Annotated in this window: 19 protein-coding genes and 4 tRNA genes; 19 read left to right on the top strand and 4 right to left on the bottom strand. The window is 63.0% G+C overall.

Going from position 1 to position 23,162, the window contains the following annotated elements:
- Positions 1-504 carry a type IV pilus modification protein PilV gene (pilV, locus tag R3E77_13650; GenBank protein MEZ5500456.1) on the bottom strand — a complete coding sequence of 168 codons (504 nt, stop codon included), beginning with the start codon at positions 502-504 and terminating at the stop codon, positions 1-3.
- Complete coding sequence (locus tag R3E77_13645; protein ID MEZ5500455.1) at positions 501-1,106, bottom strand: GspH/FimT family pseudopilin; 606 nt, start codon at positions 1,104-1,106, stop codon at positions 501-503. The genes pilV and R3E77_13645 overlap by 4 nt, the downstream gene beginning before the upstream one ends.
- Before the next feature lie 260 nt (positions 1,107-1,366).
- On the opposite strand from R3E77_13645, the gene R3E77_13640 reads away from it, so the two are divergent.
- The 4 genes from R3E77_13640 to R3E77_13625 are packed head-to-tail and all read left to right on the top strand — an operon-like array spanning position 1,367 to position 5,628.
- Positions 1,367-2,554, top strand: a complete 1,188-nt coding sequence (locus R3E77_13640; GenBank protein MEZ5500454.1) for a class I SAM-dependent methyltransferase — start codon at positions 1,367-1,369, stop codon at positions 2,552-2,554.
- Positions 2,551-3,006, top strand: a complete 456-nt coding sequence (locus tag R3E77_13635) for a hypothetical protein (protein MEZ5500453.1) — start codon at positions 2,551-2,553, stop codon at positions 3,004-3,006. The genes R3E77_13640 and R3E77_13635 overlap by 4 nt, the downstream gene beginning before the upstream one ends.
- Before the next feature lie 14 nt (positions 3,007-3,020).
- On the top strand, positions 3,021-3,608 hold the full coding sequence (locus tag R3E77_13630; protein ID MEZ5500452.1) for a LemA family protein: 588 nt from the start codon (positions 3,021-3,023) through the stop codon (positions 3,606-3,608).
- A 55-nt stretch (positions 3,609-3,663) separates the two neighbouring features.
- Complete coding sequence (locus R3E77_13625; protein ID MEZ5500451.1) at positions 3,664-5,628, top strand: M48 family metallopeptidase; 1,965 nt, start codon at positions 3,664-3,666, stop codon at positions 5,626-5,628.
- A 7-nt stretch (positions 5,629-5,635) separates the two neighbouring features.
- Here R3E77_13625 and R3E77_13620 read toward each other — a convergent pair whose 3' ends face one another.
- Both R3E77_13620 and cysK read right to left on the bottom strand, forming a co-directional pair.
- A complete protein-coding gene (locus R3E77_13620; protein MEZ5500450.1) occupies positions 5,636-6,763 on the bottom strand; it encodes a homoserine O-acetyltransferase in 1,128 nt (375 codons plus the stop codon).
- A complete protein-coding gene (gene cysK, locus R3E77_13615) occupies positions 6,760-7,701 on the bottom strand; it encodes a cysteine synthase A (GenBank protein ID MEZ5500449.1) in 942 nt (313 codons plus the stop codon). Before cysK ends, R3E77_13620 begins: the two co-directional genes overlap by 4 nt.
- Positions 7,702-7,798: 97 nt before the next feature.
- Here cysK and R3E77_13610 point away from each other — a divergent pair, with 97 nt between their 5' ends.
- From R3E77_13610 to rpoC, 15 genes are all read left to right on the top strand, one after another.
- Positions 7,799-8,773: a LysR substrate-binding domain-containing protein gene (locus R3E77_13610; GenBank protein ID MEZ5500448.1), complete on the top strand. Its 975-nt coding sequence runs from the start codon at positions 7,799-7,801 to the stop codon at positions 8,771-8,773.
- Positions 8,770-9,570: a pseudouridine synthase gene (locus tag R3E77_13605; GenBank protein ID MEZ5500447.1), complete on the top strand. Its 801-nt coding sequence runs from the start codon at positions 8,770-8,772 to the stop codon at positions 9,568-9,570. The genes R3E77_13610 and R3E77_13605 overlap by 4 nt, the downstream gene beginning before the upstream one ends.
- A gap of 98 nt (positions 9,571-9,668) precedes the next feature.
- Positions 9,669-9,754 (top strand) — tRNA-Tyr (locus R3E77_13600).
- A gap of 84 nt (positions 9,755-9,838) precedes the next feature.
- Positions 9,839-9,912: transfer RNA gene (locus tag R3E77_13595), tRNA-Gly, on the top strand.
- Between the two features lie 11 nt (positions 9,913-9,923).
- Positions 9,924-9,999: transfer RNA gene (locus tag R3E77_13590), tRNA-Thr, on the top strand.
- 94 nt (positions 10,000-10,093) lie between these two features.
- Positions 10,094-11,284 carry an elongation factor Tu gene (gene tuf, locus R3E77_13585; GenBank protein ID MEZ5500446.1) on the top strand — a complete coding sequence of 397 codons (1,191 nt, stop codon included), beginning with the start codon at positions 10,094-10,096 and terminating at the stop codon, positions 11,282-11,284.
- A 12-nt stretch (positions 11,285-11,296) separates the two neighbouring features.
- Positions 11,297-11,372, top strand: a tRNA-Trp gene (locus R3E77_13580).
- Between the two features lie 10 nt (positions 11,373-11,382).
- Positions 11,383-11,766: a preprotein translocase subunit SecE gene (gene secE / locus R3E77_13575; protein ID MEZ5500445.1), complete on the top strand. Its 384-nt coding sequence runs from the start codon at positions 11,383-11,385 to the stop codon at positions 11,764-11,766.
- A 1-nt stretch (position 11,767) separates the two neighbouring features.
- Complete coding sequence (gene nusG / locus R3E77_13570) at positions 11,768-12,301, top strand: transcription termination/antitermination protein NusG (GenBank protein MEZ5500444.1); 534 nt, start codon at positions 11,768-11,770, stop codon at positions 12,299-12,301.
- A gap of 130 nt (positions 12,302-12,431) precedes the next feature.
- Positions 12,432-12,863: a 50S ribosomal protein L11 gene (gene rplK / locus R3E77_13565; GenBank protein MEZ5500443.1), complete on the top strand. Its 432-nt coding sequence runs from the start codon at positions 12,432-12,434 to the stop codon at positions 12,861-12,863.
- A gap of 1 nt (position 12,864) precedes the next feature.
- A complete protein-coding gene (gene rplA / locus R3E77_13560; GenBank protein MEZ5500442.1) occupies positions 12,865-13,560 on the top strand; it encodes a 50S ribosomal protein L1 in 696 nt (231 codons plus the stop codon).
- 219 nt (positions 13,561-13,779) lie between these two features.
- Positions 13,780-14,307: a 50S ribosomal protein L10 gene (gene rplJ, locus R3E77_13555; protein ID MEZ5500441.1), complete on the top strand. Its 528-nt coding sequence runs from the start codon at positions 13,780-13,782 to the stop codon at positions 14,305-14,307.
- A 47-nt stretch (positions 14,308-14,354) separates the two neighbouring features.
- A complete protein-coding gene (rplL, locus tag R3E77_13550) occupies positions 14,355-14,744 on the top strand; it encodes a 50S ribosomal protein L7/L12 (GenBank protein ID MEZ5500440.1) in 390 nt (129 codons plus the stop codon).
- 101 nt (positions 14,745-14,845) lie between these two features.
- The gene (rpoB, locus tag R3E77_13545) at positions 14,846-18,925 is read left to right on the top strand and encodes a DNA-directed RNA polymerase subunit beta (protein MEZ5500439.1); all 4,080 of its coding nucleotides are present in this window, start codon (positions 14,846-14,848) and stop codon (positions 18,923-18,925) included.
- 18 nt (positions 18,926-18,943) lie between these two features.
- Positions 18,944-23,149 carry a DNA-directed RNA polymerase subunit beta' gene (gene rpoC, locus R3E77_13540; protein ID MEZ5500438.1) on the top strand — a complete coding sequence of 1,402 codons (4,206 nt, stop codon included), beginning with the start codon at positions 18,944-18,946 and terminating at the stop codon, positions 23,147-23,149.
- The last annotated feature ends 13 nt before the right edge of the window (positions 23,150-23,162 follow it).

Below are 23,162 nucleotides of genomic sequence, written 5' to 3'. Positions count from 1 at the left end.
TCATAGAGCGGACCCCGGAATCAGTTGCATGGTCATGTTGGCCGTGAGCGGATTGGGCTCACCGGGTTCGGTCCAGCTGACACTCAGACGGTAGGTGTCGGCGCTGTTGAGGTTGGCACCAGCCGCGAACTGGATCTGTGTCGTTGCGTTGGCACCACCGGCATCGCGTGGCAGCAACTCGGCCACGCGCGCCTGCCAGATCGCGATATCACTGTCGGCGAGTTGCACTTCACTGCAATTGGCGGCGACGACGCAGTTGACGCCGGCCACCACCGGGGTGCCCGCCGCAACCGCATACGCACCGCGGCCGCGACGATTGGCGCGAATGCGATCAGCCATGTCATTGATCAGGTACACCGCCTGGGTGCGATAGACCGCCGTGCGGTTTGCCTGCAGTGTCTCGACGTAAAGACCTGCAACGCCCAGCATGCCGAAGGAGAGAACCAGGAGGGCGACCATGGCCTCGACCATGGTGATGCCGCGTTGCGCGTAAAACGACTTCATGGGCAGGCCCCCCAGGCCGCGTCATTGAGGTTTTGCGGACCCGCCGCACCGGTCTCGCGTGTGATCAGCGAGCGGCCGGTCGGCCAGGTCATGATGCCGCGCGCGGCGGACAGCGCCGTGCCGGCCTGCAGGGCCTTGCCGCGGTCATCGCAGAACAGATTCCGGTCCGCGCGCACAAAGCCGCCGACGATGGGTTGCGTGAAGCCGTTGGCGCTGAAGGAGATGCACGCGCCATTCGACGGTGCGTTGACATTGGGGTCGATCGGGCCGTCGCCGCGCAGAATCACGTCGGCGCCATTGCGCTGGCAGTCGTTGTTCGTATCGACGAAGACGATCCAGCCGGTGAAGTTCGCGGCGGCGGAGCAGGTCGCGGCGGCCGAGGCCGGATTGAGCGAGGCGCAGACCGCCACGTTGGTCTGCTGCTTGATCGCTTCGGTGCGCGCGAGCAGCAGTGAGCCAAGGTAGTCATTGGCGATACCCGTCAGGCGGTTGTTGCGGCGAAATTCACCGAAACTGGGCGCGCCGATCGCGAGCACGGTCGCGGCGATCGCCAACACCACCATCAGTTCCATGAGCGTAAAGCCCTGTGCCGGTCGTTTCATGGCGTCTATCCTCGGGAATTGGCAAGCGGCAGGCACGGCGCGCTGACCAGTGGCCGATCCCGGTGGATGACAGGCGGCGGACTGTGAAGCCCGTCTCACCCCGGGTTCGACATAACTGGCAGCGACAGGATCCGCGCGCCGGCGACCCCTGTGGCGCCCGACCTGATCGCTTGCGGCGAGCCGCCTGCAGAGGGGCTGCGAATGCGCCATAATCCGGCAGACGTATCCCGATGAGATGGCATCCAGGCTGGAGGTGGGTCGTGCTCGAGCTGAAACATCAACTGAAACTGGACAAATCCCGCGACGAAAAAGGCCGGATGAACTTCGTCTCCGGGCTGCGCAATTACGTCCTGAACGATCTCGCGAATGGCATGCGCGCGGTCTACGATGCGCGCGTCGAACCCGATTTCAAGCGCGCCAAGGGCCACGCCCCGCGCAGTGGTCCGCAAGTGCATCAGGCAATTCGGAGCGATGAGATTTTTCGCTTCTATTCAAGTCTGCGGGTCACAGCGCAGGACATGGTCTGGCAATCGGTGATCCCGCCGCTTGAGCGCCAGCGTGCGGATCTCAAGTCGCGCGCCACCGAAATCGCGGCGAAGAACCCTGACGGGTCACTCGAGATCAAGGACGGCTTCGAGGTGCCGCGCTCGGTAAGCGCCATCGACGTGCACCTCATGCCCGGCAATTACGATCGCGAGTATGGCGCGGATGACCTTACGGCGGGTGCACTGTACGACAACGGGCTGGCGGTATTCTCCTTTGGCCTGATGGGGCAGAACCTGGATGACATCGGCCAGTCGATTGCGCGCTTCATCCAGGCCAAGCACCCGACGTTCAAGCCGCAGCGTATTCTCGATATGGGCTGCACCATCGGCCACAACACCGGTCCCTGGCACGACGTTTATCCGCAAGCCGAAGTCCACGCCATCGACGTAGCGGCGCCCTGCCTGCGCTATGGCCTGGCACGTGCCCGTGCGCAGGGGCGCCGCATCCATTTCCATCAAATGAATGCGGAACGAGTCGAATTTCCGGATGGCAGCTTCGATCTGGTTTTCTCGTCGATGTTCCTGCACGAAGTACCGCGCAAAGGTATCGATCGCGTTCTCGGTGAAGCACACCGGTTGTTGCGGCCCGGCGGATTGATGCTGCACATGGAGCTGCCGCCGAATTCACAGCTTGGCCCGTACGAGTCCTTCTACCTGGACTGGGACAGCTACTACAACAACGAGCCGTACTACAAACCGTTTCGCGACCTCGACCCGGCACAGTTGTGCCGCCGCGCGGGGTTCAAGCCGGAGAACTATCTGCAGTACGTGATTCCCTCGATAGGCTGGTATGGCGAGGAGGTGTGGCGCGAGTCGTTGACCCACCAGGACAACGTCGACAGCGACAAGACCGGGAGGCTGGCTGAAGGCATACGCTGGTACTGTTTCGGAGCCTGGCGATGAGCGAAGCACTGGCGCGCAATATTCGCGGTGGACGGCCATTTTTCTTCGCCGACCCTGCCGTCGACAAGCTGCTCAACATGACGGTGACACTGGCGAGCGAAGTATGGGTGTTGCGCGAACGCCTGGCCGCGCTCGAGGCCATTGGCGTCGAGCAGGGCAGTCTGGCAGCAGGCGCTGTCGATTCCTACGAGTTCGACGCCGCTGCGGAGGCGCGGCTCGGTGCGCTGCGCAAGGAGTTCATTGATAGTCTGTTTCGCATCCTGGCGGAGGACATCGCCGACGCCAGCGCGAATTCCGCGCGTGCACGCGCAGCTGCAGGCCGCAGGCCGGGCGCATTCGGCGCGCGCATCGCGGGCCTGCGCGCCGGGCCGAAGCGACGGCAGCGTCCACCCGGCAGGAAAAGCAGCAAGACAACGCGTCGTGGCAAGGTCGCGCGACGATCACGAAAGTAACGGGAGTCATCACGATGCTAGGCTGGATAGTCATTCTCTTGATCGTCGGTTTTGTGTTGTTCATCGTCGGCGCCTACAACCGGCTGATTGCGGCACGCAATGCCTTTCGCAATGCCTTCGCGCAGATCGATGTGCAACTGACGCGCCGCTACGACCTCATCCCGAACCTGGTCGAGACCGCCAAGGGTTACCTCAAGCACGAGCGCGAGACCCTCGAGGCCGTTATTCGCGCGCGCAATTCGGCTGTTGCCGGTCTCAAGAGCGCATCCGCCAATCCCGGTGATCCGGCGGCGCTTGCGCAACTTGCGGGTGCCGAAGGGGCCTTGAGCGGCGCCCTCGGCCGGCTGTTTGCGCTCGCCGAGGCCTATCCCGACCTCAAGGCGAACCAGAACATGATGCAGCTGTCCGAAGAACTGACCTCGACCGAGAACAAGGTGGCGTTCGCCCGCCAGGCCTACAACGATGCGGTCATGAACTACAACAACCAGCGAGAAATGTTTCCGACCAACTTCATCGCCGGCATGTTCAGTTTCAAACCCGCGGAATTGCTCGACATCGGCAAACCCGAAGCGCGCGAAGCACCCAAGGTCAGCTTTGGCTGAACCGGGCACGATCCCGGATCCGGCCCGGCCCCGGCGCCAGTAACGGATCACTACGTTGAACTTCTACGAGCGCCAGTCTGCCGCCCGGCGCAGCACGCGCCGACTGCTCGTGGCGTTCATCCTCTCGATGCTGGCCGTCACGGCGGCGCTGTCGTTGGTGATCTTCTCTGTACTCGGCGCGACGATTGGCGATCCGCTCGGTGTCGTCACCTTGCCTGATCCGGCGCCGCTTCGGTTCATGGCGGCGAGCCCGGGTGCCGCCATCGTCATCGTGCTGCTGATCGCGGCGGTGATGTTCGGCGCGAGCCTCTACAAGACCATGACCTTGCGTGCCGGCGGATCGGTCGTTGCGACGAGCCTCGGCGGTACGCGCGTGGAGCGAGGCGTCGCGGATCCCCTGCAGCAGCGCCTGCTCAACATCGTCGAGGAAATGTCGATTGCCGCCGGTGTGCCCATGCCCGAGATTTTCGTACTGGTCGATGAACCGGGCATCAATGCCTTTGCCGCCGGACACACGCCGGCGAACGCAGCCATCGCCGTGACGCAGGGCGCGCTCGAGCGGCTGCGGCGCGACGAGCTGCAGGGGGTTATCGCCCACGAATTCAGCCATATCCTCAATGGCGACATGCAACTGAATATCCGCATGCTGGGCTGGCTGTTCGGCCTGCTGGCGCTCGTCATCGTTGGCCGTACGGTGTTGCGCGTATCGCACCGCTCGCGCAACGGCAAGTCAACCGCCGCAATCCTCGTAGTCGCACTCGCTCTGGTCGTGGTGGGCCAGATCGGCCTGTTGTTTGCGCGCATCTTGCAGGCGGCCGTATCACGGCAACGGGAGCGCCTGGCGGACGCGTCCGCGGTGCAATTTACGCGCGACACGCAGGGATTGAAGCAGGCGTTGGTGAAAATAGGCGCCTCGAGCGCAGGCGCGCGGCTTGCGACTCCGGCGGCGGAGGAAGTCGCGCACATGCTGTTTGCGCCGGGACTTTCGCGGATGTTCGCCACGCACCCGCCGCTCATCGAGCGCATCCGCGCGCTCGATCCGGGTTTTGATCCCGCGGAGATCGAGCGCGCACGCATGGAGTTCGCCACCGCACGGGACGCTGGCACTGCCGCCGTGGAAAAGCCCGCAGCGCCGGCGGCTGCGTCCGCGCTGGCAGGCGCGGTAGCGAGCATTGCGGCACCGGTGGCAGCCCGCGCGGAGCTGATCGCCGATCAGGTCGGCGATCCACAGACGGTGCATATCGAACGCGCGGACGAATTGCGCCATGCCCTGCCGATCGATCTCGCGCGCTCGCTGACGCTGCCCATCGAGGCTCAAACCCTGTTGCTTGGCATGTTGCTGGATAGCGATGCCGGGCGTCGCGGCGCGCAGTTGCATGCCCTCGCGGGACATTTCGACGATGGGGCCATCGCGGCAATTGCGGCGGCGGCGGCCGCCGGTGCACGGTTGCCGGCCTTCATGCGCCTGCCGGTGATAACGCTCGCCTTTCCGGCGCTACGCCGTTTGCCACGCACGGCGCGCGAGCGGTTGCAGCATGCGCTTCACGATCTGATCATGGCGGACGGCAGCATCAGCGTATTCGAATTCTCGCTGTCGACAGTCCTTCAGCTGACCCTTGCCGACGAACTCGGCGCCACGGTGCCGCATGGTCGCTTGCGCCTTGGCGACGTCAGCGGTGATCTCGCGGTCCTGTTCGCGGTGCTGGCCGAGCAGGGCGCGAGCAACCGCGATGATGCGCGCCGGGCCTACGAGGCCGGTATCGCGCGCCTGTTACCGCGCCAACGACCGCCGTTCCAGCCGCCGCGCAACTGGCCGCCGCTCGCCGAGCAGGCGCTGCTGCGTTTGCGCCGGCTCGATCCGTTCGCGAAAGAGATGCTCATCGAGGCGCTGGTGCTGACCATCGCCCACGATGATACGCTTTCGGTCGCAGAGGCTGAGCTGCTGCGCGCGATCTGCCTGACGCTGCAATGCCCGCTGCCGCCGCTACTGCCACGGGTGAGCCTGGCGGGCGCCAGATGACGGACTGCTAGCGCAGGAAATTGCCGAGGGCGCCAGCGAAGCGCTCGATGTCGACCAGAAACGCGTCGTGGCCCTGCAGGGAGGGCATGGCGATCATTTCGCATTCGCGGCCGCCCGCGGTGATCGCAGCGGCGATGCGTTGCTGTTCCTCGATCGGAAACAGGATGTCGCTGCTGACACCGATGACCAGCGCCTTCGTCATGCTGCTGCGCGCAAAGATCTCCGGCAGGTTCTTGCCATGCGCCGCGAGATCGAACCTGTCCATCGCCCGTGACAGGTACAGATAACAATTGGCGTCGAAGCGCTCGGCGAAGCGCAGTGACTGCGCGTCGAGATAGTCCTCGACCATGAACTCGCCGGCAAAGCCATTGCGCTGGCCGACGCGCTTCGCTTGGCGCCCGGGCTGGCGTGCGAAGCGATTCTCCCATTCGGCCCTTGACCGGTAGGTGATGGTGCCCATCTTGCGGGCCAGGATGAGGCCATTGTGTGGCGGGCGGCCCGGCGCGTAGCTGCCGTGCTGCCAGTCGGGATCGCGGGTGATGGCTTCGCGCTGTACCGATCGCAATGCAATGGCAAAGGGTGATGCGGCGGCGCTGCCCGAGATGCTGATGAGGCGCCTGGCGCCGTCGGGATGCAGTGCCAGATAAGCAAGACAGGCCATGCCGCCAAGCGACGGTCCCATCACCGTATCGAGCTGCTGTATGCCAAGGCCTCGAGTCACATGCCAGGCAGCGTTCGCGATGTCCTCGACGGCCAGTTGCGGAAAATTGAGCCCATAGCGCTGACCTGTCCGGGGATCGATCGACGCCGGTCCCGTGGAGCCGAAGCAACTTCCCAGGGAATTGACGCAAATGACGAAATAGCGGTCGGTGTCGATCGCAAGCGAAGGCCCGATGATCGACTCCCACCAGCCGTCCTCCCGATCAGCAGCCGACGAGGCGGCGTGCGCCGATGGCGAGAGCCCCGTAAAGAGCAGGATGGCGTTGTCCTGTGCGGCATTCAGCGCGCCCCAGGTTTCATAGGCCAGCGTCGCGTCCTTGAGTACGCCGCCGCCGTGCATGGCAAAGGGATCCGGTAAACGGGCGTACTGACGCGCGTCGTTGCCTTCCTTGCGCCGCGGCATTGCCGGCGTCACGGTTCCGGATCGGCGCCGTCGTTGATGCCCTCGAACAGCGGTGTCGACAGATAGCGCTCAGCCGTATCCGGCAGCATGGCCAGAATGACGGTACCTGCGGCCGACTTTCTTGCGACCTTGAGGGCTGCCGCGAAGGTGCCGCCACTCGAGATGCCGCAGAAGATACCTTCCTGCCGCGCCAATGCGCGGGCCGCGTCGATCGCCTCGCCATCGCTGACCGGCAGGATTTCATGCGCCACATCGCGGTTCAGCACGGCCGGCACGAAGTCAGGGGTCCAGCCCTGGATCTTGTGCGGCGTGAAGGCCTTGCCGCTCAGCAATGCCGCATTCTCGGGCTCGGTGGCTACGATCTTCACGTCGGGGCGTGCCTTGCGAATGATCTCACCCGCGCCGGTGAGCGTGCCTCCCGTGCCCCAGCCGGTGACGAACACATCGAGTCGCCTCCCGGCGAAGTCGCTGAGAATCTCCGGGCCGGTGGTATTGCGATGATAGGCAGGATTGGCCGGGTTCTCGAACTGGCGCGCCAGGAACCAGCCGTGCTTCGCGGCGAGCTCGGCGGCCTTCTTCACCATGCCGGAGCCGCGTTCCGCGGCCGGCGTGAGGATGACCTTGGCGCCGAGCATGCGCATGATCTTGCGCCGCTCGACCGAGAAGGTTTCGACCATTACCGCGACGAAGGGATAGCCCTTGGCGGCGCAGACCATGGCGAGCGCGATCCCGGTATTGCCGGAGGTTGCTTCGACGACGGTCTGGCCTGGCTTCAAGGCGCCGGATTTCTCGGCATCGTCGATGATGGCGATGGCCAGTCGGTCCTTCACGCTCGCCAGCGGATTGAAGAACTCGCACTTGACGTACATGTCGATGCCGTCCGGTGCGAGACGATTGATGCGCACGACCGGCGTGCGGCCGATCGTGCCCAGTATGTTGGCGTAAATCATGGTTTGACCTTAGTCCTCATGGGTGTGGTGGTCGAGGTCGGCCGGGCCATGTCGTTATAACAAGAATGTTATAATGATCTGGGCTGAATATATAGCGATGAATATACAACATCTGCGTTACGCGCTGGCGATCGCCCGCAACGAACTGTCGGTCACCCAGGCCGCCCAGGTACTCGGCACGTCCCAGCCGGCGATCAGCCGCGCACTGAAAGCACTCGAGACCGAGCTTGGCTGCGAAATATTTGCGCGCCAGGGACGCTCGCTCGCACATATAACGCCGGCCGGTGAGCGCGCACTCGAGATCGCTGCTCGCGCCATCGATGAAATCGACGCCCTGCGCGTGATGACGGCGGATCTCAAGGGCGATATGTCCGGGAAGCTCTCCATCGCCACGACGCACACCCAGGCGCGCTATGTGTTGCCGCCCATCGTCAAGGCATTTCGCCGCCGCTATCCGGAGGTCGAGCTGCATCTGCACCAGGGTACCTCCGAACAAATCGCGGACCTGGTTGCGACCGACCGTGCGCAACTCGCCATAGCCACGGGTTCGGAGGGGCTTTTCGGCGGACTGGTGCTGCTGCCGGTCTATCGCTGGCAACGCCATGTCATCGTGCCGCGGCGTCATCCATTGACCAAGGTCGGCAAGCTCTCCATCACCGAGCTCGCGCGGCACCCCTTGATTACCTATGTATTCAGTTTTTCCGGGCCGTCGTCGCTGCACGAGATATTCGCGCGCCACGGCCTGCGCCCCAGGGTGGCGATCACGGCGCGTGATGCGGATGTCATCAAGACCTATGTCAGGCTCGGGCTGGGGGTCGGCATCGTCGCGAGTGTCGCCCTCGAGGCGCAGGTGGATGCTGATCTTGCGGTGATCGATGCCGCTCACCTGTTTCCAATCCATACGACCTGGGTGGGGTTTCGCCAGGGCACTGTGCTGCGCAGGTTCACCTATGATTTCCTGGCGCTGTTCGGCGAGCACCTGACGCCACGGCTGGTCAATCGCGCGCAACAGCTGCGCGACGCCAACGATCGCAACGAGCTTTTCCGGCGCATCGCGTTGCCGGTGAGATGAACGAGGCTCGGGTGCAGGGCGAGCGCGTGCAGAAGCTCCTGGCCGCAAGCGGCTGTGGTTCGCGGCGGGAGATCGAGCAATGGATACGTGATGGCCGGGTCACGCGAAATGGCCGCAGTGTCACGCTCGGCGATCGTGCCCAGCCCGGCGACCGCCTGCAGATCGATGGCCGCGAAATTGCCATCACCGCCGCAAGCGGTCCCGGTCGCGTGCTGCTCTATCACAAGCCCGTGGGCGAGGTGAGCACGCGGCGCGACCCCGAAGGTCGTGCTACGGTTTTCGATCGTCTGCCGCCGCTTGCAGAGGGCCGCTGGATCGCGGTGGGCAGGCTCGATGCGCACACTTCCGGACTGATGCTCTTTACCGACGATGGCGAGATCGCGCATGGCCTTGCCCATCCATCGCGGGAAATTCCGCGCCGTTATCTCGTGCGCGTACGCGGGCAGCCCGATGCCGCAGTCCGCGCGCGGCTTCTGGCCGGCGTGCCCCTGGACGACGGCCCCGCGCGGTTCGATGATTTGCAGGTGCGCGGCAGATCGGCGGGGCACGCCTGGTTCGAAGTCGCACTGCACGAGGGTCGCAACCGCGAGGTACGCCGCCTGTGGGAAGCGGTGGGTTTCGAGGTCAGCCGCCTGAAGCGCATCGCTTTTGGTGCCGCGCATTTGCCGGAGGATCTGGCGCCCGGAACCTGGCGCCTGGCGACGAAAGCGCTTTGCGAGCAGCTGCGCGATCAGGCGGCGCCGGCGGCGCTGCGCCGCGGTCGAGGCCCGCCGCAGCCCGGGCCCGGCGGCATATAGTATAAGGAGTGCCCCGGGAGCCGGCCCAAGCAAAAATCTTGCCAGTGCCGTTGACACCCCCCGGACGCGAAATCAGAATACGCGGCTCGATTTCGGGCGGAGGGGTACCCAAGCGGCCAACGGGAGCAGACTGTAAATCTGCCGGCTTACGCCTACGTAGGTTCGAATCCTACCCCCTCCACCATGGGGCTCAGGGGTTCGGGCCTTTTCGTGCGGGCTGGTGGAAGTGGGCGAGTGTGTCGCGAGGCGACGCCCTCGTGCGCCATCAGCGGGTGTAGTTCAATGGTAGAACCTCAGCCTTCCAAGCTGATGGTGTGGGTTCGATTCCCATCACCCGCTCCAGATCCGCGTGAGCCCACGTAGCTCAGTTGGTAGAGCACGTCCTTGGTAAGGACGAGGTCACCGGTTCAATCCCGGTCGTGGGCTCCATGAGCATGAGTCGGTTGTTTTGGGGTTTTAGAAAAACAGTTTGCGCAGTTGCTGCAGCGCTGCGCACCACAGCATAGGCCGGAGGCCGTAGGGCATGTCGAAAGAGAAGTTTGAGCGCAAGAAGCCGCACGTGAACGTGGGGACGATAGGTCACGTGGACCACGGTAAGACGACGCTGACGGCGGCGCTGACGAAGGTGATGGCGGAGACCTATGGTGGTGCGTTCATGGCGTACGACCAGATTGACAAGGCGCCTGAGGAGAAGGCGCGTGGCATCACGATATCGACGGCGCACGTGGAGTACGAGTCGGCGGCGCGACACTACGCGCACGTGGACTGCCCCGGGCACGCGGACTACGTGAAGAACATGATCACGGGTGCGGCGCAGATGGACGGTGCGATTCTGGTGGTGTCGGCGGCGGATGGGCCGATGCCGCAGACGCGCGAGCACATTCTGCTGGCGCGGCAGGTGGGGGTGCCGTACATCGTGGTGTTCATGAACAAGGCGGACATGGTCGATGACAAGGAGCTGCTGGAGCTTGTTGAGATGGAGGTACGGGAGCTTCTGTCGACGTACAAGTTCCCCGGTGAGAAGACGCCGATCGTGATTGGCTCGGCGCTGAAGGCGCTGGAGGGGGATACCTCGGAGATTGGGGTGCCTGCGGTGGTGAAGCTGGTGGAGGAGATGGACAAGTACATTCCTGTGCCCGAGCGCGACATCGACAAGCCGTTTTTGATGCCTGTGGAGGATGTGTTCTCGATTTCGGGTCGCGGCACGGTGGTGACGGGACGTATCGAGCGCGGGATCGTGAAGGTCAATGACGAGGTGGAGATCATTGGACTGAAGGCGACGGCGAAGACGATCTGCACGGGCGTGGAGATGTTCAGGAAGCTGCTGGACGAGGGTCAGGCGGGGGATAACGTGGGGGTGTTGCTGCGTGGCACGAAGCGCGAGGAAGTGGAGCGCGGGCAGGTGCTGGCGAAGCCGGGGAGCATCACGCCGCACACGAACTTCGAGTGCGAGGTGTACGTGCTGACGAAGGAAGAGGGTGGTCGGCACACGCCGTTTTTCAAGGGGTATCGGCCGCAGTTTTACTTTCGCACGACGGACGTGACGGGCACGATCGAGCTGCCTGCGGGGGTCGAGATGGTGATGCCTGGGGACAACATCAAGATGGTGGTGGACCTGATTGCGCCGATTGCGATGGAAGAGGGGCTGCGCTTTGCGATCCGCGAGGGCGGCCGCACGGTCGGCGCCGGCGTCGTCTCCAAGGTGCTCAAGTAAAACCGTACACACAGGCCAGTAGCTCAATTGGCAGAGCGGCGGTCTCCAAAACCGCAGGTTGGGGGTTCGATTCCCTCCTGGCCTGCCAGCGGTAGCGTATGACAGACACAGACAAGACACAGGCGGCGCCGCAGGGCGAGTCATTCAAGCTGGGCGTCGCCGTGCTGGCGGCACTTGGCGGCTTGGTCGCCTTCTACATGCTGAAGGGCAATGCCGCGGATTGGATGCGTTGGCTCGCATTCGCGGCGGGGCTCGCGCTCGGTGCACTGCTCTTCGCCTGGTCGCAACATGGCCGGGATATGTGGAAATTCGCGCTCGACTCGCGCATCGAGTTGCGCAAGATCGTCTGGCCAACCCGCGACGAGACACTGAAGACGACTGCGCTCGTATTCGTGTTCGTGATCATTCTGGCGATCTTCTTCTGGGCGCTGGACCTGGGGCTTGCCGCATTGACCCGTCTCGCGACCGGGCAGGAAGGTTGACATGGCGCTGCGCTGGTACGTCGTACATGCCTACTCGAACTTCGAGCACCGGGTTGCCGAGGCACTCAAGGAGCGCATCGAGCGCGCGGGGCTCAATGACAAATTCGGCGAAATACTCGTGCCTACCGAGGAAGTCGTCGAGATGCGCGAGGGCAAGAAGAAGAAAAGCGAACGCAAGTTCTATCCCGGGTACGTACTGGTGCAAATGGACATGTCGGAAGACACCTGGCACCTGGTGCGCGACGTGCCCAAGGTGCTCGGCTTCATCGGCGGCACGCCGGACAAGCCGGCGCCGATTACCGAGCGCGAAGCGAACCAGATCCTGAGGCGCGTCGAGGAAGGCGTCGACAAACCGCGTCCGAAGGTGTTGTTCGAACCCGGTGAAGTGGTGCGGGTGATCAACGGCCCGTTCAACGACTTCAACGGCGTCGTCGAGAACGTCAACTATGAAAAGAACCGGTTGCAGGTGGCCGTGCAGATCCTTGGCCGCTCGACGCCGGTGGAACTCGATTTTTCGCAAGTAGAAAAAGGCTGACGGTCCGGCCGTCGGCAAAAGTCAGGTGTATCGCCGGGCGACGGATGCGCACGGCGTAGCGGCAAGGAAGCGCATGGGGAGCAGCCAACTGATGGGTACGGCTGCGCTTGGACCCAGGAGATGAGGACAGATGGCGAAGAAAGTACAAGGTTACGTCAAGCTGCAGGTGCCTGCGGGGGCCGCAAACCCCTCGCCACCGATAGGTCCGGCACTCGGCCAGCAGGGTGTGAACATCATGGAGTTCTGCAAACAGTTCAACGCTGCGACGCAGAAGCTCGAGAAGGGATTGCCGATTCCGGTCGTGATCACGGTGTACGCGGATCGCAGCTTCACCTTCATCATGAAGACGCCGCCGGCGTCGGTCCTGATTGCAAAAGCGATCGGCATCCCGAAGGGCAGCGGCACGCCAAATACCAGCAAGGTCGGCAAGATCACCCGCAAACAGCTCGAGGAGATTGCCAAGACCAAGCAGCCCGACCTGACTGCCGCCGATCTCGATGCCGCGGTGCGCACCATCGCAGGCAGCGCGCGCAGCATGGGCGTCGATGTGGAGGGACTCTGACATGGCGGCGGTTATCAAACGGGCCAAGACCTGGGGCGATCGGCTCACGCCGGGCAAGCAGTATCCGATCGACGAAGCGCTGCAGCTCATCAAGGAATTCGCCAAGGCGAAGTTCGACGAAACCGTCGATGTCGCCGTGAACCTCGGTATCGATGCGAGCAAATCGGACCAGCAGGTGCGCGGCTCGACTGTCATGCCGCATGGCACGGGCAAGACCGTGCGCGTTGCCGTTTTCACGGGTGGCAAGAACCAGGACGCGGCACGAGCCGCTGGCGCCGATATCGTCGGTCTCGAAGACCTGGCGGAGAAAGTCAAAGCCGGCGAGATCAATTTCGACGTGGTGGTAGCGAGCCCCGATGCCATGCGGGTCGTGGGCCAGCTCGGCCAGATTCTCGGTCCCCGGGGCCTGATGCCGAATCCGAAGGTCGGCACGGTGACGCCGGATGTGGCCGGTGCGGTCAAGAACGCGAAGGCGGGCCAGGTGCGCTATCGCGTCGACAAGGCCGGTATCGTGCATTGCACAATCGGCAAGGCAAGCTTCGAAGTCGCAGCGCTTCGCGACAATCTCAATGCCCTGCTGGCGGACCTGCGCAAGGCCAAGCCGTCGGCGGCCAAGGGAATTTACCTGAAGCGGGTCACCGTCTCCTCGACCATGGGTCCGGGCGTCGTGATCGATCAGTCGAGTCTCGCTGCATAGCGGGCATTTCAGATTCGATGCGGGCCGGGATCAGCCGCAAGGCTGCGCCCGGTTCCATCCAAGACCGCAGGCGGGTCCACCGGGATCCTTAATGATCGCCTGCGCAGATGGTGTACCGCTTGGGCGAGGACGTCCTCGCCTGAAGGTCACTGTCAGATGAAGGGTGGGGCGGCGATGGATCGCTGCCTCGAATGTGATCTTCAGGAACAGGAGTAGAAGATGGCACTTAGTCTCGAAGACAAGAAAGCCATGGTCGCGGAAGTAGCAGAGGTTGCGGCAGCAGCGCAGTCTCTTGTTGCCGCCGAGTACCGTGGGCTTTCGGTCGCGCAGTTGACCGAACTGCGGGCGCAGGCACGTGCCGCCGGTGTGTACATGCGAGTCGTGAAAAACTCGCTGGCCCGGCGCGCGATAGTCGGCACTTCGTTCGAGGCAATGGGCAAACAGCTGAAGGGTCCGTTGCTGCTGGCTTTCTCGAAGGACGATCCGGGCGCTCCGGCGCGCGTGGTCAAGGACTTCGCCAAAGCCAACGATAAACTCGTCGCAAGACTGGTCGCTCTGGGCGACCAGGTCATGCCTGGCGAGGATATCGACAGGTTGGCGAATCTGCCGACCCGTGAGCAGGCGTTGTCGTTGCTACTCGCGGTGATGAAAGCACCGATCGAGAAGTTCGTGCGCACGCTGGCAGCACCGCATACCAAGCTGGTTCGTACCATCGCCGCAGTGCGCGATCAAAAACAGGCTGCCTGAGCGAAAGCCAGCGCAGACAGGATTGAGAGAATTTTCAGGAGACAAAAATGGCAGTTTCTAAGGACGATATCCTCGAGGCAATTTCCAAGATGAGCGTGCTTGAGGTCGTGGACCTCATCGCCGACATGGAGAAGAAATTCAACGTGACGGCCGCAGCGCCCGTGGCGGTCGCCGCGGTTGGTGCCGCCGCAGCGGGTGCGGGTGCGGCCCCGGCCGAAGAGAAGACCGAATTCACCGTCGTGCTCAAGGAGTATCCGGCGGACAAGAAGGTCGGTGTCATCAAGGTCGTGCGTGAGCTCACCGGCCTTGGCTTGAAAGAAGCCAAGGATCTGGTCGAGGGCGCGCCTTCGACAGTCAAGGAAGGCGTCAACAAGGCTGATTCGGACTCGATGAAGAAGAAGCTCGAAGAAGCCGGCGCCAAGGTCGAAGTCAAGTAACACGGTGCGTCAGCACGATAGCGTGATGCGTGCGCGCAGCGGGTCGGCAACGGCCCGTTGCGCGCTGCCGTGGCGGTGAGCAGGTATCAGAGGTCAAGCACATGAGTTATTCATTCACAGAAAAGAAGCGCATCCGGAAGAATTTCGGACGGCAGCCGAGCATTCTGCAAACCCCATACCTGCTGGAGATTCAGCTCAACTCCTACCGGCAGTTCCTGCAATCGGACCGGCCCGATGAGCACCGCGAGGAAGGTGGCCTGCATGCTGCCTTCAAGAGCGTGTTTCCGATCACCAGCTATTCTGGCAACGCAACGCTCGAGTACGTCAGCTATCGGCTCGGCGAGCCACCGTTCGACGTCAAGGAATGCCAGCTGCGCGGCCTGACCTATGCGGCGCCGCTGCGCGTGAAGGTGCGGCTCATCGTCCTCGACAAGGAAGCCACCGGCGCGAAGAAGCCGGTCAAGGACGTGCGCGAACAGGAGGTCTATCTCGGCGAGCTGCCGCTGATGACCGACAATGGCACTTTCATCGTCAACGGCACCGAGCGCGTCATCGTTTCGCAGCTGCACCGCAGCCCGGGCGTGTTCTTCGACCACGACCGCGGCAAGTCGCACTCATCGGGAAAGCTCCTCTTCTCCGCACGAATCATTCCCTACCGCGGCTCCTGGCTCGATTTCGAGTTCGATCCCAAGGACTGTGTCTTCGCACGCATAGACCGCCGCCGGAAACTCCCGGTGACAATTATCCTGCGCGCGCTCGGCATGAGCGAAGGCGAAGTCCTCGATACCTTTTTCGAGAAAAACGTCTTCTATCTGTCGAAGGAGCAGATTTCACTCGAGCTGGTGCCGCAGCGTTTGCGCGGCGAGAACGCCATGTTCGAAATCCGTATTGGCGACAACGTGGTCGTCGAAGCCGGCCGGCGCGTAACGGCGCGTCATGTGCGCCAGCTCGAAGACGCAGGCGTCAAGCGCCTCAACGTGCCGCGCGAATACATCTACGGCAAGATTCTCGCGCACGACGTGGTCAACACCGAAACCGGGGAGATACTGGCGAAGGCCAACGAAGTCCTGACCGCGACCTCGGTCGAGAAACTCGTTGAGGCGGGCATCAGCGAAGTCGGCACGCTGTATGTGAACGATCTCGATCGCGGTGCCTACATTTCCGACACGCTGCGCATCGATCCGACCAGCACGCGCCTCGAAGCGCTGGTGGAGATCTACCGCATGATGCGCCCGGGCGAGCCTCCGACCAAGGACGCTGCCGAGAACCTCTTCGCGAATTTGTTCTTCAACGGCGAGCGCTACGATCTCTCCGGAGTCGGGCGAATGAAATTCAACCGTCGCGTCGGCCGCAAGGATGCCGAGGGCGGCGGCGTGCTGTCCAAGGAAGACATCCTCGACGTGCTGCGCGTGCTGATCGACATTCGCAATGGCAATGGCGTGGTCGACGATATCGACCATCTGGGCAATCGCCGCGTGCGTTCGGTGGGTGAAATGGCCGAGAACGCGTTCCGCGTCGGCCTGGTGCGGGTCGAGCGCGCCGTGAAGGAGCGTCTGACCGTCGCGGAGAGCGAGCCGCTCATGCCGCAGGAGATGATCAACGCCAAGCCGGTCGCAGCAGCCGTCAAGGAATTCTTCGGCTCCTCGCAGCTCTCGCAGTTCATGGACCAGAACAACCCGCTGTCGGAGGTGACTCACAAGCGGCGCGTGTCGGCTCTTGGACCGGGCGGCCTGACACGCGAGCGCGCCGGTTTCGAAGTGCGTGACGTGCATCCCACGCACTATGGTCGTGTGTGCCCGATCGAAACACCGGAAGGCCCGAACATCGGCCTGATCAATTCGCTCGCGGTCTATGCGCGTACCAATGACTTCGGTTTTCTCGAGACGCCCTACCGTCGAGTCGAGAATGGGCGCGTGACCAACCAGATCGACTATCTGTCCGCGATCGAGGAAGGCGAATTCGCAATCGCCCAGGCCAATGCGCGCCTGACCGCCGATGGCGGCTTCGCCGATGAGCTGATTTCCTGTCGCTACCAGAGCGAGTTCACGTTGATGCCGCGCGAGCAGATCAACTACATGGACGTGAGCCCCAAGCAGATCGTCTCGGTGGCGGCCTCGCTCATCCCCTTCCTCGAGCACGATGACGCGAACCGCGCGCTGATGGGTTCGAACATGCAACGGCAGGCTGTGCCGACGCTGCGCTCGGAGGCGCCGCTGGTCGGAACCGGCATGGAGCGGCCGGTGGCGATCGATTCGGGTGTGACCGTGATCGGTACCCGTGGCGGCGTCGTCGACTCCGTCGACGCATCTCGCATCGTGGTGCGGGTGAATGATGCGGAAACGACTGCGGCAGAGCCTGGTGTCGACATCTACAACCTCACCAAGTACACGCGCTCGAACCAGAACACCTGCATCAACCAGCGTCCGCTGGTGCGCGCCGGTGACAAGATTGCGCGCGGCGACGTGCTGGCTGACGGGCCATCGACGCATCTTGGCGAGCTTGCACTTGGACAGAACCTGCTGGTCGCGTTCATGCCCTGGAACGGTTACAACTTCGAGGACTCGATCCTGATCTCGGAGCGGGTGGTCCAGGAGGATCGCTTCACCACCATTCACATCGAAGAGCTCTCCTGTATCGCGCGTGACACCAAGCTCGGTCCGGAGGAAATCACGGCGGACATACCCAATGTCGGCGATACGGCGCTTGCCAAGCTAGACGATGCGGGCATCGCCTTCATCGGTGCCGAGGTTCGCGCAGGCGACATTCTGGTCGGCAAGGTCACACCCAAGGGTGAGACGCAGCTGACGCCGGAAGAGAAGCTGCTGCGCGCAATATTTGGCGAGAAGGCCTCCGATGTGAAAGACACCTCGCTTCGCGTGCCTCCTGGCATGGATGGCACGGTGATCGACGTGCGTGTATTTACGCGCGATGGCGTAGAGAAGGACAGCCGTGCGATGGCCATCGAAAAGGCCGAAATCGAGCGTGTCCGCAAGGATCTCAACGACCAGCAGCGCATCCTCGAAGAGGATATGTACCAGCGCGTGCGCAGCACCCTGATCGGCAAGGTCGCAGCCGGTGGTCCGCGCAAACTGAAGGCGGGCACCAAAATAACCGTCGAGTACATCGACGAACTGCCGCGCGAGGAGTGGTTCGAGATTCGCCTTGAGAATGAAGAGGCCAATTCGCAACTCGAAGCGACTGCCGATCGGCTGAAGGCCCAGCGCAAGGCCTTCGACAAGCGCTTCGACGAGAAGAAGGCGAAGATCACCGCGGGCGATGATCTTGCCCCCGGCGTGCTCAAGATGGTGAAGGTATACCTCGCCGTGAAGCGTCGTGTGCAACCGGGCGACAAGATGGCGGGTCGGCACGGCAACAAGGGCGTGATCTCGAGCATCGTCCCGGTCGAGGACATGCCCTACCTCGAGGACGGCACGCCTATCGACATCGTGCTGAATCCCCTCGGCGTGCCCTCGCGAATGAACGTCGGTCAGGTGCTAGAGACGCACCTTGGCTGGGCGGCCAAGGGACTCGGCCTCAAGATCGGGCGCATGCTCGAGGCACAGGCGAGCGAAGCGGAGCTACGCGGCTTCCTGCAACGCGTCTACAACGACTCGGGCGGGCAGCACGAGGCGCTCGATGGGCTCGACGGCAGGGAGGTTGCGGAGCTCGCGGGCAATCTTGCGCGTGGCGTACCAATTGCAACGCCCGTGTTCGATGGTGCGAACGAGAAAGACATCAAGAACCTGCTGGCGCTCGCGGACCTGCCGGCGAACGGCCAGGCCTGGTTGTTCGACGGCCGCACCGGTGAGCGTTTCGAGCGGCAGGTGACGGTTGGCTACATGTACATGTTGAAGCTCAACCATCTGGTCGACGACAAGATGCACGCGCGCTCGACCGGGCCATACAGCCTGGTTACGCAGCAGCCTCTTGGTGGCAAGGCGCAGTTCGGTGGACAACGCTTCGGCGAAATGGAAGTCTGGGCGCTCGAAGCCTATGGCGCCGCCTACACCCTGCAGGAAATGCTCACGGTCAAGTCCGACGACGTGAACGGCCGCACGAAGATGTACAAGAACATCGTCGATGGCAATCACGAGATGGACGCCGGCATGCCGGAGTCGTTCAACGTTCTGGTCAAGGAGATCCGCTCGCTGGCAATCAGCATGGATCTCGAACAAGACTAACAGTCAGGTGGTGCGAACATGAAAGATCTACTCAAGCTATTCAAGCAGCACGCGCCGGTCGAACATTTCGATTCGATCAAGATCGGCCTGGCTTCTCCGGATGTGATCCGCACCTGGTCCTATGGCGAGGTGAAGAAGCCGGAGACAATCAACTACCGTACCTTCAAGCCCGAGCGCGATGGTCTTTTCTGCGCAAAGATCTTCGGGCCAGTCAAGGACTACGAGTGCCTGTGCGGCAAGTACAAGCGCCTGAAGCATCGCGGCGTCGTGTGCGAGAAGTGCGGCGTCGAAGTCACGCAATCGAAGGTGCGTCGCGAGCGCATGGGGCACATCGACCTCGCGAGCCCCGTCGCGCACATCTGGTTCCTGAAGTCGCTCCCGTCGCGCATCGGTCTGATGCTCGACATGACGCTGCGCGAAATCGAGCGCGTGCTCTACTTCGAGGCATTCGTCGTAATCGATCCGGGCATGACCGATCTGCAGCGCGGGCAGCTGCTGACGGACGAAATGTACCTGGAAGCCATCGAGCAGCATGGCGATGAGTTCGACGCGCGCATGGGCGCCGAGGCCGTGCACGAGCTGCTGCATAGCATCGATCTGCAGGTCGAAGTGGTGAAGGTTCGCGAGGAAATGGCGGGCACCAACTCCGAGACCAAGCTGAAACGACTTTCGAAGCGGTTGAAGCTACTCGAATCGTTCATCGAATCCGGCAACAAGCCGGAGTGGATGGTCATGACCGTCCTGCCGGTACTGCCGCCGGATTTGCGGCCGCTGGTTCCGCTCGATGGCGGCCGCTTCGCGACCTCGGACCTCAACGACCTTTATCGGCGAGTCATCAACCGCAACAATCGTTTGCGCCGCCTGCTCGAGCTGAATGCTCCGGACATCATCGTGCGCAACGAAAAGCGCATGTTGCAGGAAGCAGTCGATGCGTTGCTCGACAATGGCCGGCGTGGCCGCGCCATTACGGGCACCAATCGCCGGCCGCTGAAGTCCCTCGCTGACATGATCAAGGGCAAGCAGGGGCGATTCCGCCAGAACCTGCTAGGCAAGCGCGTCGATTACTCGGGCCGCTCGGTCATCGTGGTGGGTCCGACGCTGCGCCTGCACCAGTGCGGCCTGCCGAAGAAAATGGCACTCGAGCTGTTCAAGCCCTTCATATTCCACAAGCTGCAACTGCGCGGCGAGGCCTCGACGATCAAGGCCGCCAAGCGCCTGGTCGAGCGCGAAGGGCCGGAAGTGTGGGACATCCTCGAGGAAGTCATCCGCGAACACCCGGTGCTGTTGAATCGCGCGCCGACACTGCACCGGCTCGGCATCCAGGCTTTCGAGCCGGTGCTCATCGAGGGCAAAGCCATCCAGCTGCACCCGCTCGTCTGCACGGCATTCAACGCCGACTTCGACGGCGACCAGATGGCTGTCCACGTGCCGCTGTCGCTCGAGGCACAGCTCGAAGCCCGCGCATTGATGATGAGCTCGAACAACATCCTCTCGCCCGCGAACGGCGATCCGATCATCGTCCCGTCGCAGGACGTCGTACTCGGCCTCTATTTCATGACCCGCGAGCGCATCGGCGCCACGGGCGAGGGTTCGATGTACGTGGATGTCGCCGAGGTGCATCGCGCCTATGAGAACCGCAAGGTGCATCTGCAGGCGCGCATCAAGGTGCGGATCCGCGAGACTGTCCGCCAGGGGAGCGATGACATCACGTCCACGCGAGTGGTCGACACGACTGTCGGTCGCGCGCTGTTGTCCGAAATCCTGCCACGCGGATTGTCGATCGACCTCATCAACCAGGATATGACCAAGAAGGCCATCTCGGCCACCATCAACGCCTGCTATCGCATACTGGGCTTGAAGGAAACGGTCATGTTCGCCGACAAGCTGATGTACACGGGTTTCCATTACGCGACCCGGGCCGGTGTTTCCTTCGGCATCGACGATATCGTGATCCCGGAGCAGAAGACCAAGCTGGTTGCTGCCGCCGATCGCGAGGTCAAGGAGATCCAGGACCAGTATGCCTCGGGCCTCGTGACCAATGGCGAGCGCTACAACAAGGTGGTCGATATCTGGTCGCGGGCCAATGACCAGGTCGCCAAAGCCATGATGGAAAAGCTCGGCAGCGAAGATGTCGAGGACACAAGTGGCGCCAAACACCGCCAGAAATCCTTCAACTCGATCTTCATGATGGCCGACTCCGGCGCGCGCGGCTCGGCGGCGCAGATCCGGCAGCTTGCGGGCATGCGCGGCCTGATGGCGAAACCCGATGGCTCGATCATCGAAACGCCCATCACGGCAAACTTCCGTGAAGGCCTCAACGTCCTGCAGTACTTCATCTCGACACACGGCGCGCGCAAGGGCCTCGCCGATACGGCGTTGAAAACCGCCAACTCGGGTTATCTCACCCGGCGCCTGGTCGACGTCGCCCAGGATCTGGTTGTGACCGAGACCGATTGCGGTACGGATGACGGCCTCGTCGTGACGCCACTGGTCGAAGGTGGCGACGTCGTGGAAGGTCTCGGCGAACGTGTGCTTGGCCGGGTGCTTGCCGACGACGTGCTGAAACCCGGCACGGAGAAGCTCCTCATCGAACGCGGCACGCTGCTCGATGAAGCGCTGGTGAGGTTGCTCGAGCGCGAGAGCATCGACGAGGTGCGCGTCCGTTCGCCGATCACCTGCGCCACCCGCTATGGTGTGTGCAGCAATTGCTATGGTCGCGACCTGGCGCGCGGACACATCATCAATATCGGCGAAGCAGTCGGCGTGATCGCTGCGCAATCGATCGGCGAGCCGGGCACGCAGCTGACCATGCGTACCTTCCATATCGGCGGCGCAGCCTCGCGGGCAGCGGCGGCGAGCAGTGTGGAGGTACGAAATGCCGGCACGCTGCGCTTCCACAACGTCAAGACCGTGCAGCACGAGAAGGGCTACCTGGTCGCTGTGTCGCGCTCCGGCGAACTCGGTGTCGTCGATGAATTCGGCCGCGAGCGCGAGCGTTACAAGATTCCCTACGGCGCGACGATTTCCGCGAAGGAAGGCAGCCAGCTGTCTGCCGGCCAGGTTGTCGCGACCTGGGATCCGCATACCCATCCGGTGATCACGGAAGTGGCGGGCAACGTCAAGTTCCATGACTTCATCGACGGCGTGACCGTGACCTCGCAGGTCGATGAGGTGACCGGCCTGTCGAGCACGGTGGTGCTCGATGCCAAGCAGCGTGGCGGCAAGGAACTTCGTCCAACGGTGCGCCTGGTGACCGGTAATGGCAAGGAAGTGACCTTCGCCAACACCGACATACCGGCGGTCTATACGCTGCCGTCAGGCGCCTTTGTGACCATCGAAGACGGCGCGAAGGTGTCGATCGGCGATGTCATCGCGCGCATCCCCCAGGAGTCCTCCAAGACGCGTGACATTACCGGCGGTCTACCGCGCGTGGCGGATCTGTTCGAAGCGCGCAAGCCGAAGGACCCGGCGATTCTGGCCGAGAAGTCCGGCACCGTGAGCTTCGGCAAGGAAACCAAGGGCAAGCGGCGACTCGTAATCACCGGCGAGGAGGGCGACAAGTACGAAGAGCTCATCCCGAAGTGGCGCCAGCTCAATGTCTTCGAAGGCGAGCAGGTGGAGCGCGGTGAGGTCATCGCCGATGGCGAACCGAACCCGCACGACATCCTGCGCCTGCAGGGCGTGGTGGCACTCGCTAACTATCTTGTGCGCGAGATCCAGGATGTCTATCGATTGCAGGGCGTGAAGATCAACGACAAACACATCGAGGTCATCATCCGCCAGATGCTGCGCAAGGTCGAAGTGACCGATACCGGCGACAGCAACCTGTTGCGTGGCGAGCAATTGGATCGATCGCGCTCGCTCGACATCAACGACAGGCTGACTGCCGACAACAAGCTGCCAGCCGGCACACTGCCGGTACTGCTCGGTATCACCAAGGCCTCGCTCGCAACCGAGTCCTTCATCTCGGCGGCTTCGTTCCAGGAGACCACGCGGGTGCTCACGGAAGCTGCGGTGCGCGGTCTGAAGGACGATCTGCGCGGCCTGAAAGAGAACGTCATCGTCGGACGCCTGATTCCGGCCGGTACCGGGTTTGCCGCTCATGCCCATCGGCGGCAGCGGGCGAACCAGGGTTCGGGCAGCGGCTTCATGGACGTCGGCGGCACGGCGACCGCCGAAGCCGATGAGGCGACCGTGACCGATGACGGGCGCAGCGAAGGCTAGCCGACCGCGGCCT

This window comes from Steroidobacteraceae bacterium (assembly GCA_041395505.1).
In the GTDB taxonomy this organism is placed as follows: domain Bacteria; phylum Pseudomonadota; class Gammaproteobacteria; order Steroidobacterales; family Steroidobacteraceae; genus JAWLAG01.
Note: the sequence above shows the minus strand (reverse complement) of the source record. Positions and strands in the feature narration are given on the sequence as shown.

Excerpts from the sequence above, each read along its gene's own strand:
- R3E77_13610 (MEZ5500448.1), top strand. The coding sequence starts at position 7,799 with ATGAATATACAACATCTGCGTTACGCGCTGGCGATCGCCCGCAACGAA.
- rpoC (MEZ5500438.1), top strand. The coding sequence starts at position 18,944 with ATGAAAGATCTACTCAAGCTATTCAAGCAGCACGCGCCGGTCGAACAT.
- secE (MEZ5500445.1), top strand. The coding sequence starts at position 11,383 with ATGACAGACACAGACAAGACACAGGCGGCGCCGCAGGGCGAGTCATTC.
- pilV (MEZ5500456.1), bottom strand. The coding sequence starts at position 504 with ATGAAGTCGTTTTACGCGCAACGCGGCATCACCATGGTCGAGGCCATG.
- rpoB (MEZ5500439.1), top strand. The coding sequence starts at position 14,846 with ATGAGTTATTCATTCACAGAAAAGAAGCGCATCCGGAAGAATTTCGGA.
- R3E77_13630 (MEZ5500452.1), top strand. The coding sequence starts at position 3,021 with ATGCTAGGCTGGATAGTCATTCTCTTGATCGTCGGTTTTGTGTTGTTC.
- R3E77_13645 (MEZ5500455.1), bottom strand. The coding sequence starts at position 1,106 with ATGAAACGACCGGCACAGGGCTTTACGCTCATGGAACTGATGGTGGTG.
- rplL (MEZ5500440.1), top strand. The coding sequence starts at position 14,355 with ATGGCAGTTTCTAAGGACGATATCCTCGAGGCAATTTCCAAGATGAGC.
- R3E77_13635 (MEZ5500453.1), top strand. The coding sequence starts at position 2,551 with ATGAGCGAAGCACTGGCGCGCAATATTCGCGGTGGACGGCCATTTTTC.
- rplK (MEZ5500443.1), top strand. The coding sequence starts at position 12,432 with ATGGCGAAGAAAGTACAAGGTTACGTCAAGCTGCAGGTGCCTGCGGGG.
- cysK (MEZ5500449.1), bottom strand. The coding sequence starts at position 7,701 with ATGATTTACGCCAACATACTGGGCACGATCGGCCGCACGCCGGTCGTG.
- tuf (MEZ5500446.1), top strand. The coding sequence starts at position 10,094 with ATGTCGAAAGAGAAGTTTGAGCGCAAGAAGCCGCACGTGAACGTGGGG.
- rplJ (MEZ5500441.1), top strand. The coding sequence starts at position 13,780 with ATGGCACTTAGTCTCGAAGACAAGAAAGCCATGGTCGCGGAAGTAGCA.
- nusG (MEZ5500444.1), top strand. The coding sequence starts at position 11,768 with ATGGCGCTGCGCTGGTACGTCGTACATGCCTACTCGAACTTCGAGCAC.
- rplA (MEZ5500442.1), top strand. The coding sequence starts at position 12,865 with ATGGCGGCGGTTATCAAACGGGCCAAGACCTGGGGCGATCGGCTCACG.
- R3E77_13605 (MEZ5500447.1), top strand. The coding sequence starts at position 8,770 with ATGAACGAGGCTCGGGTGCAGGGCGAGCGCGTGCAGAAGCTCCTGGCC.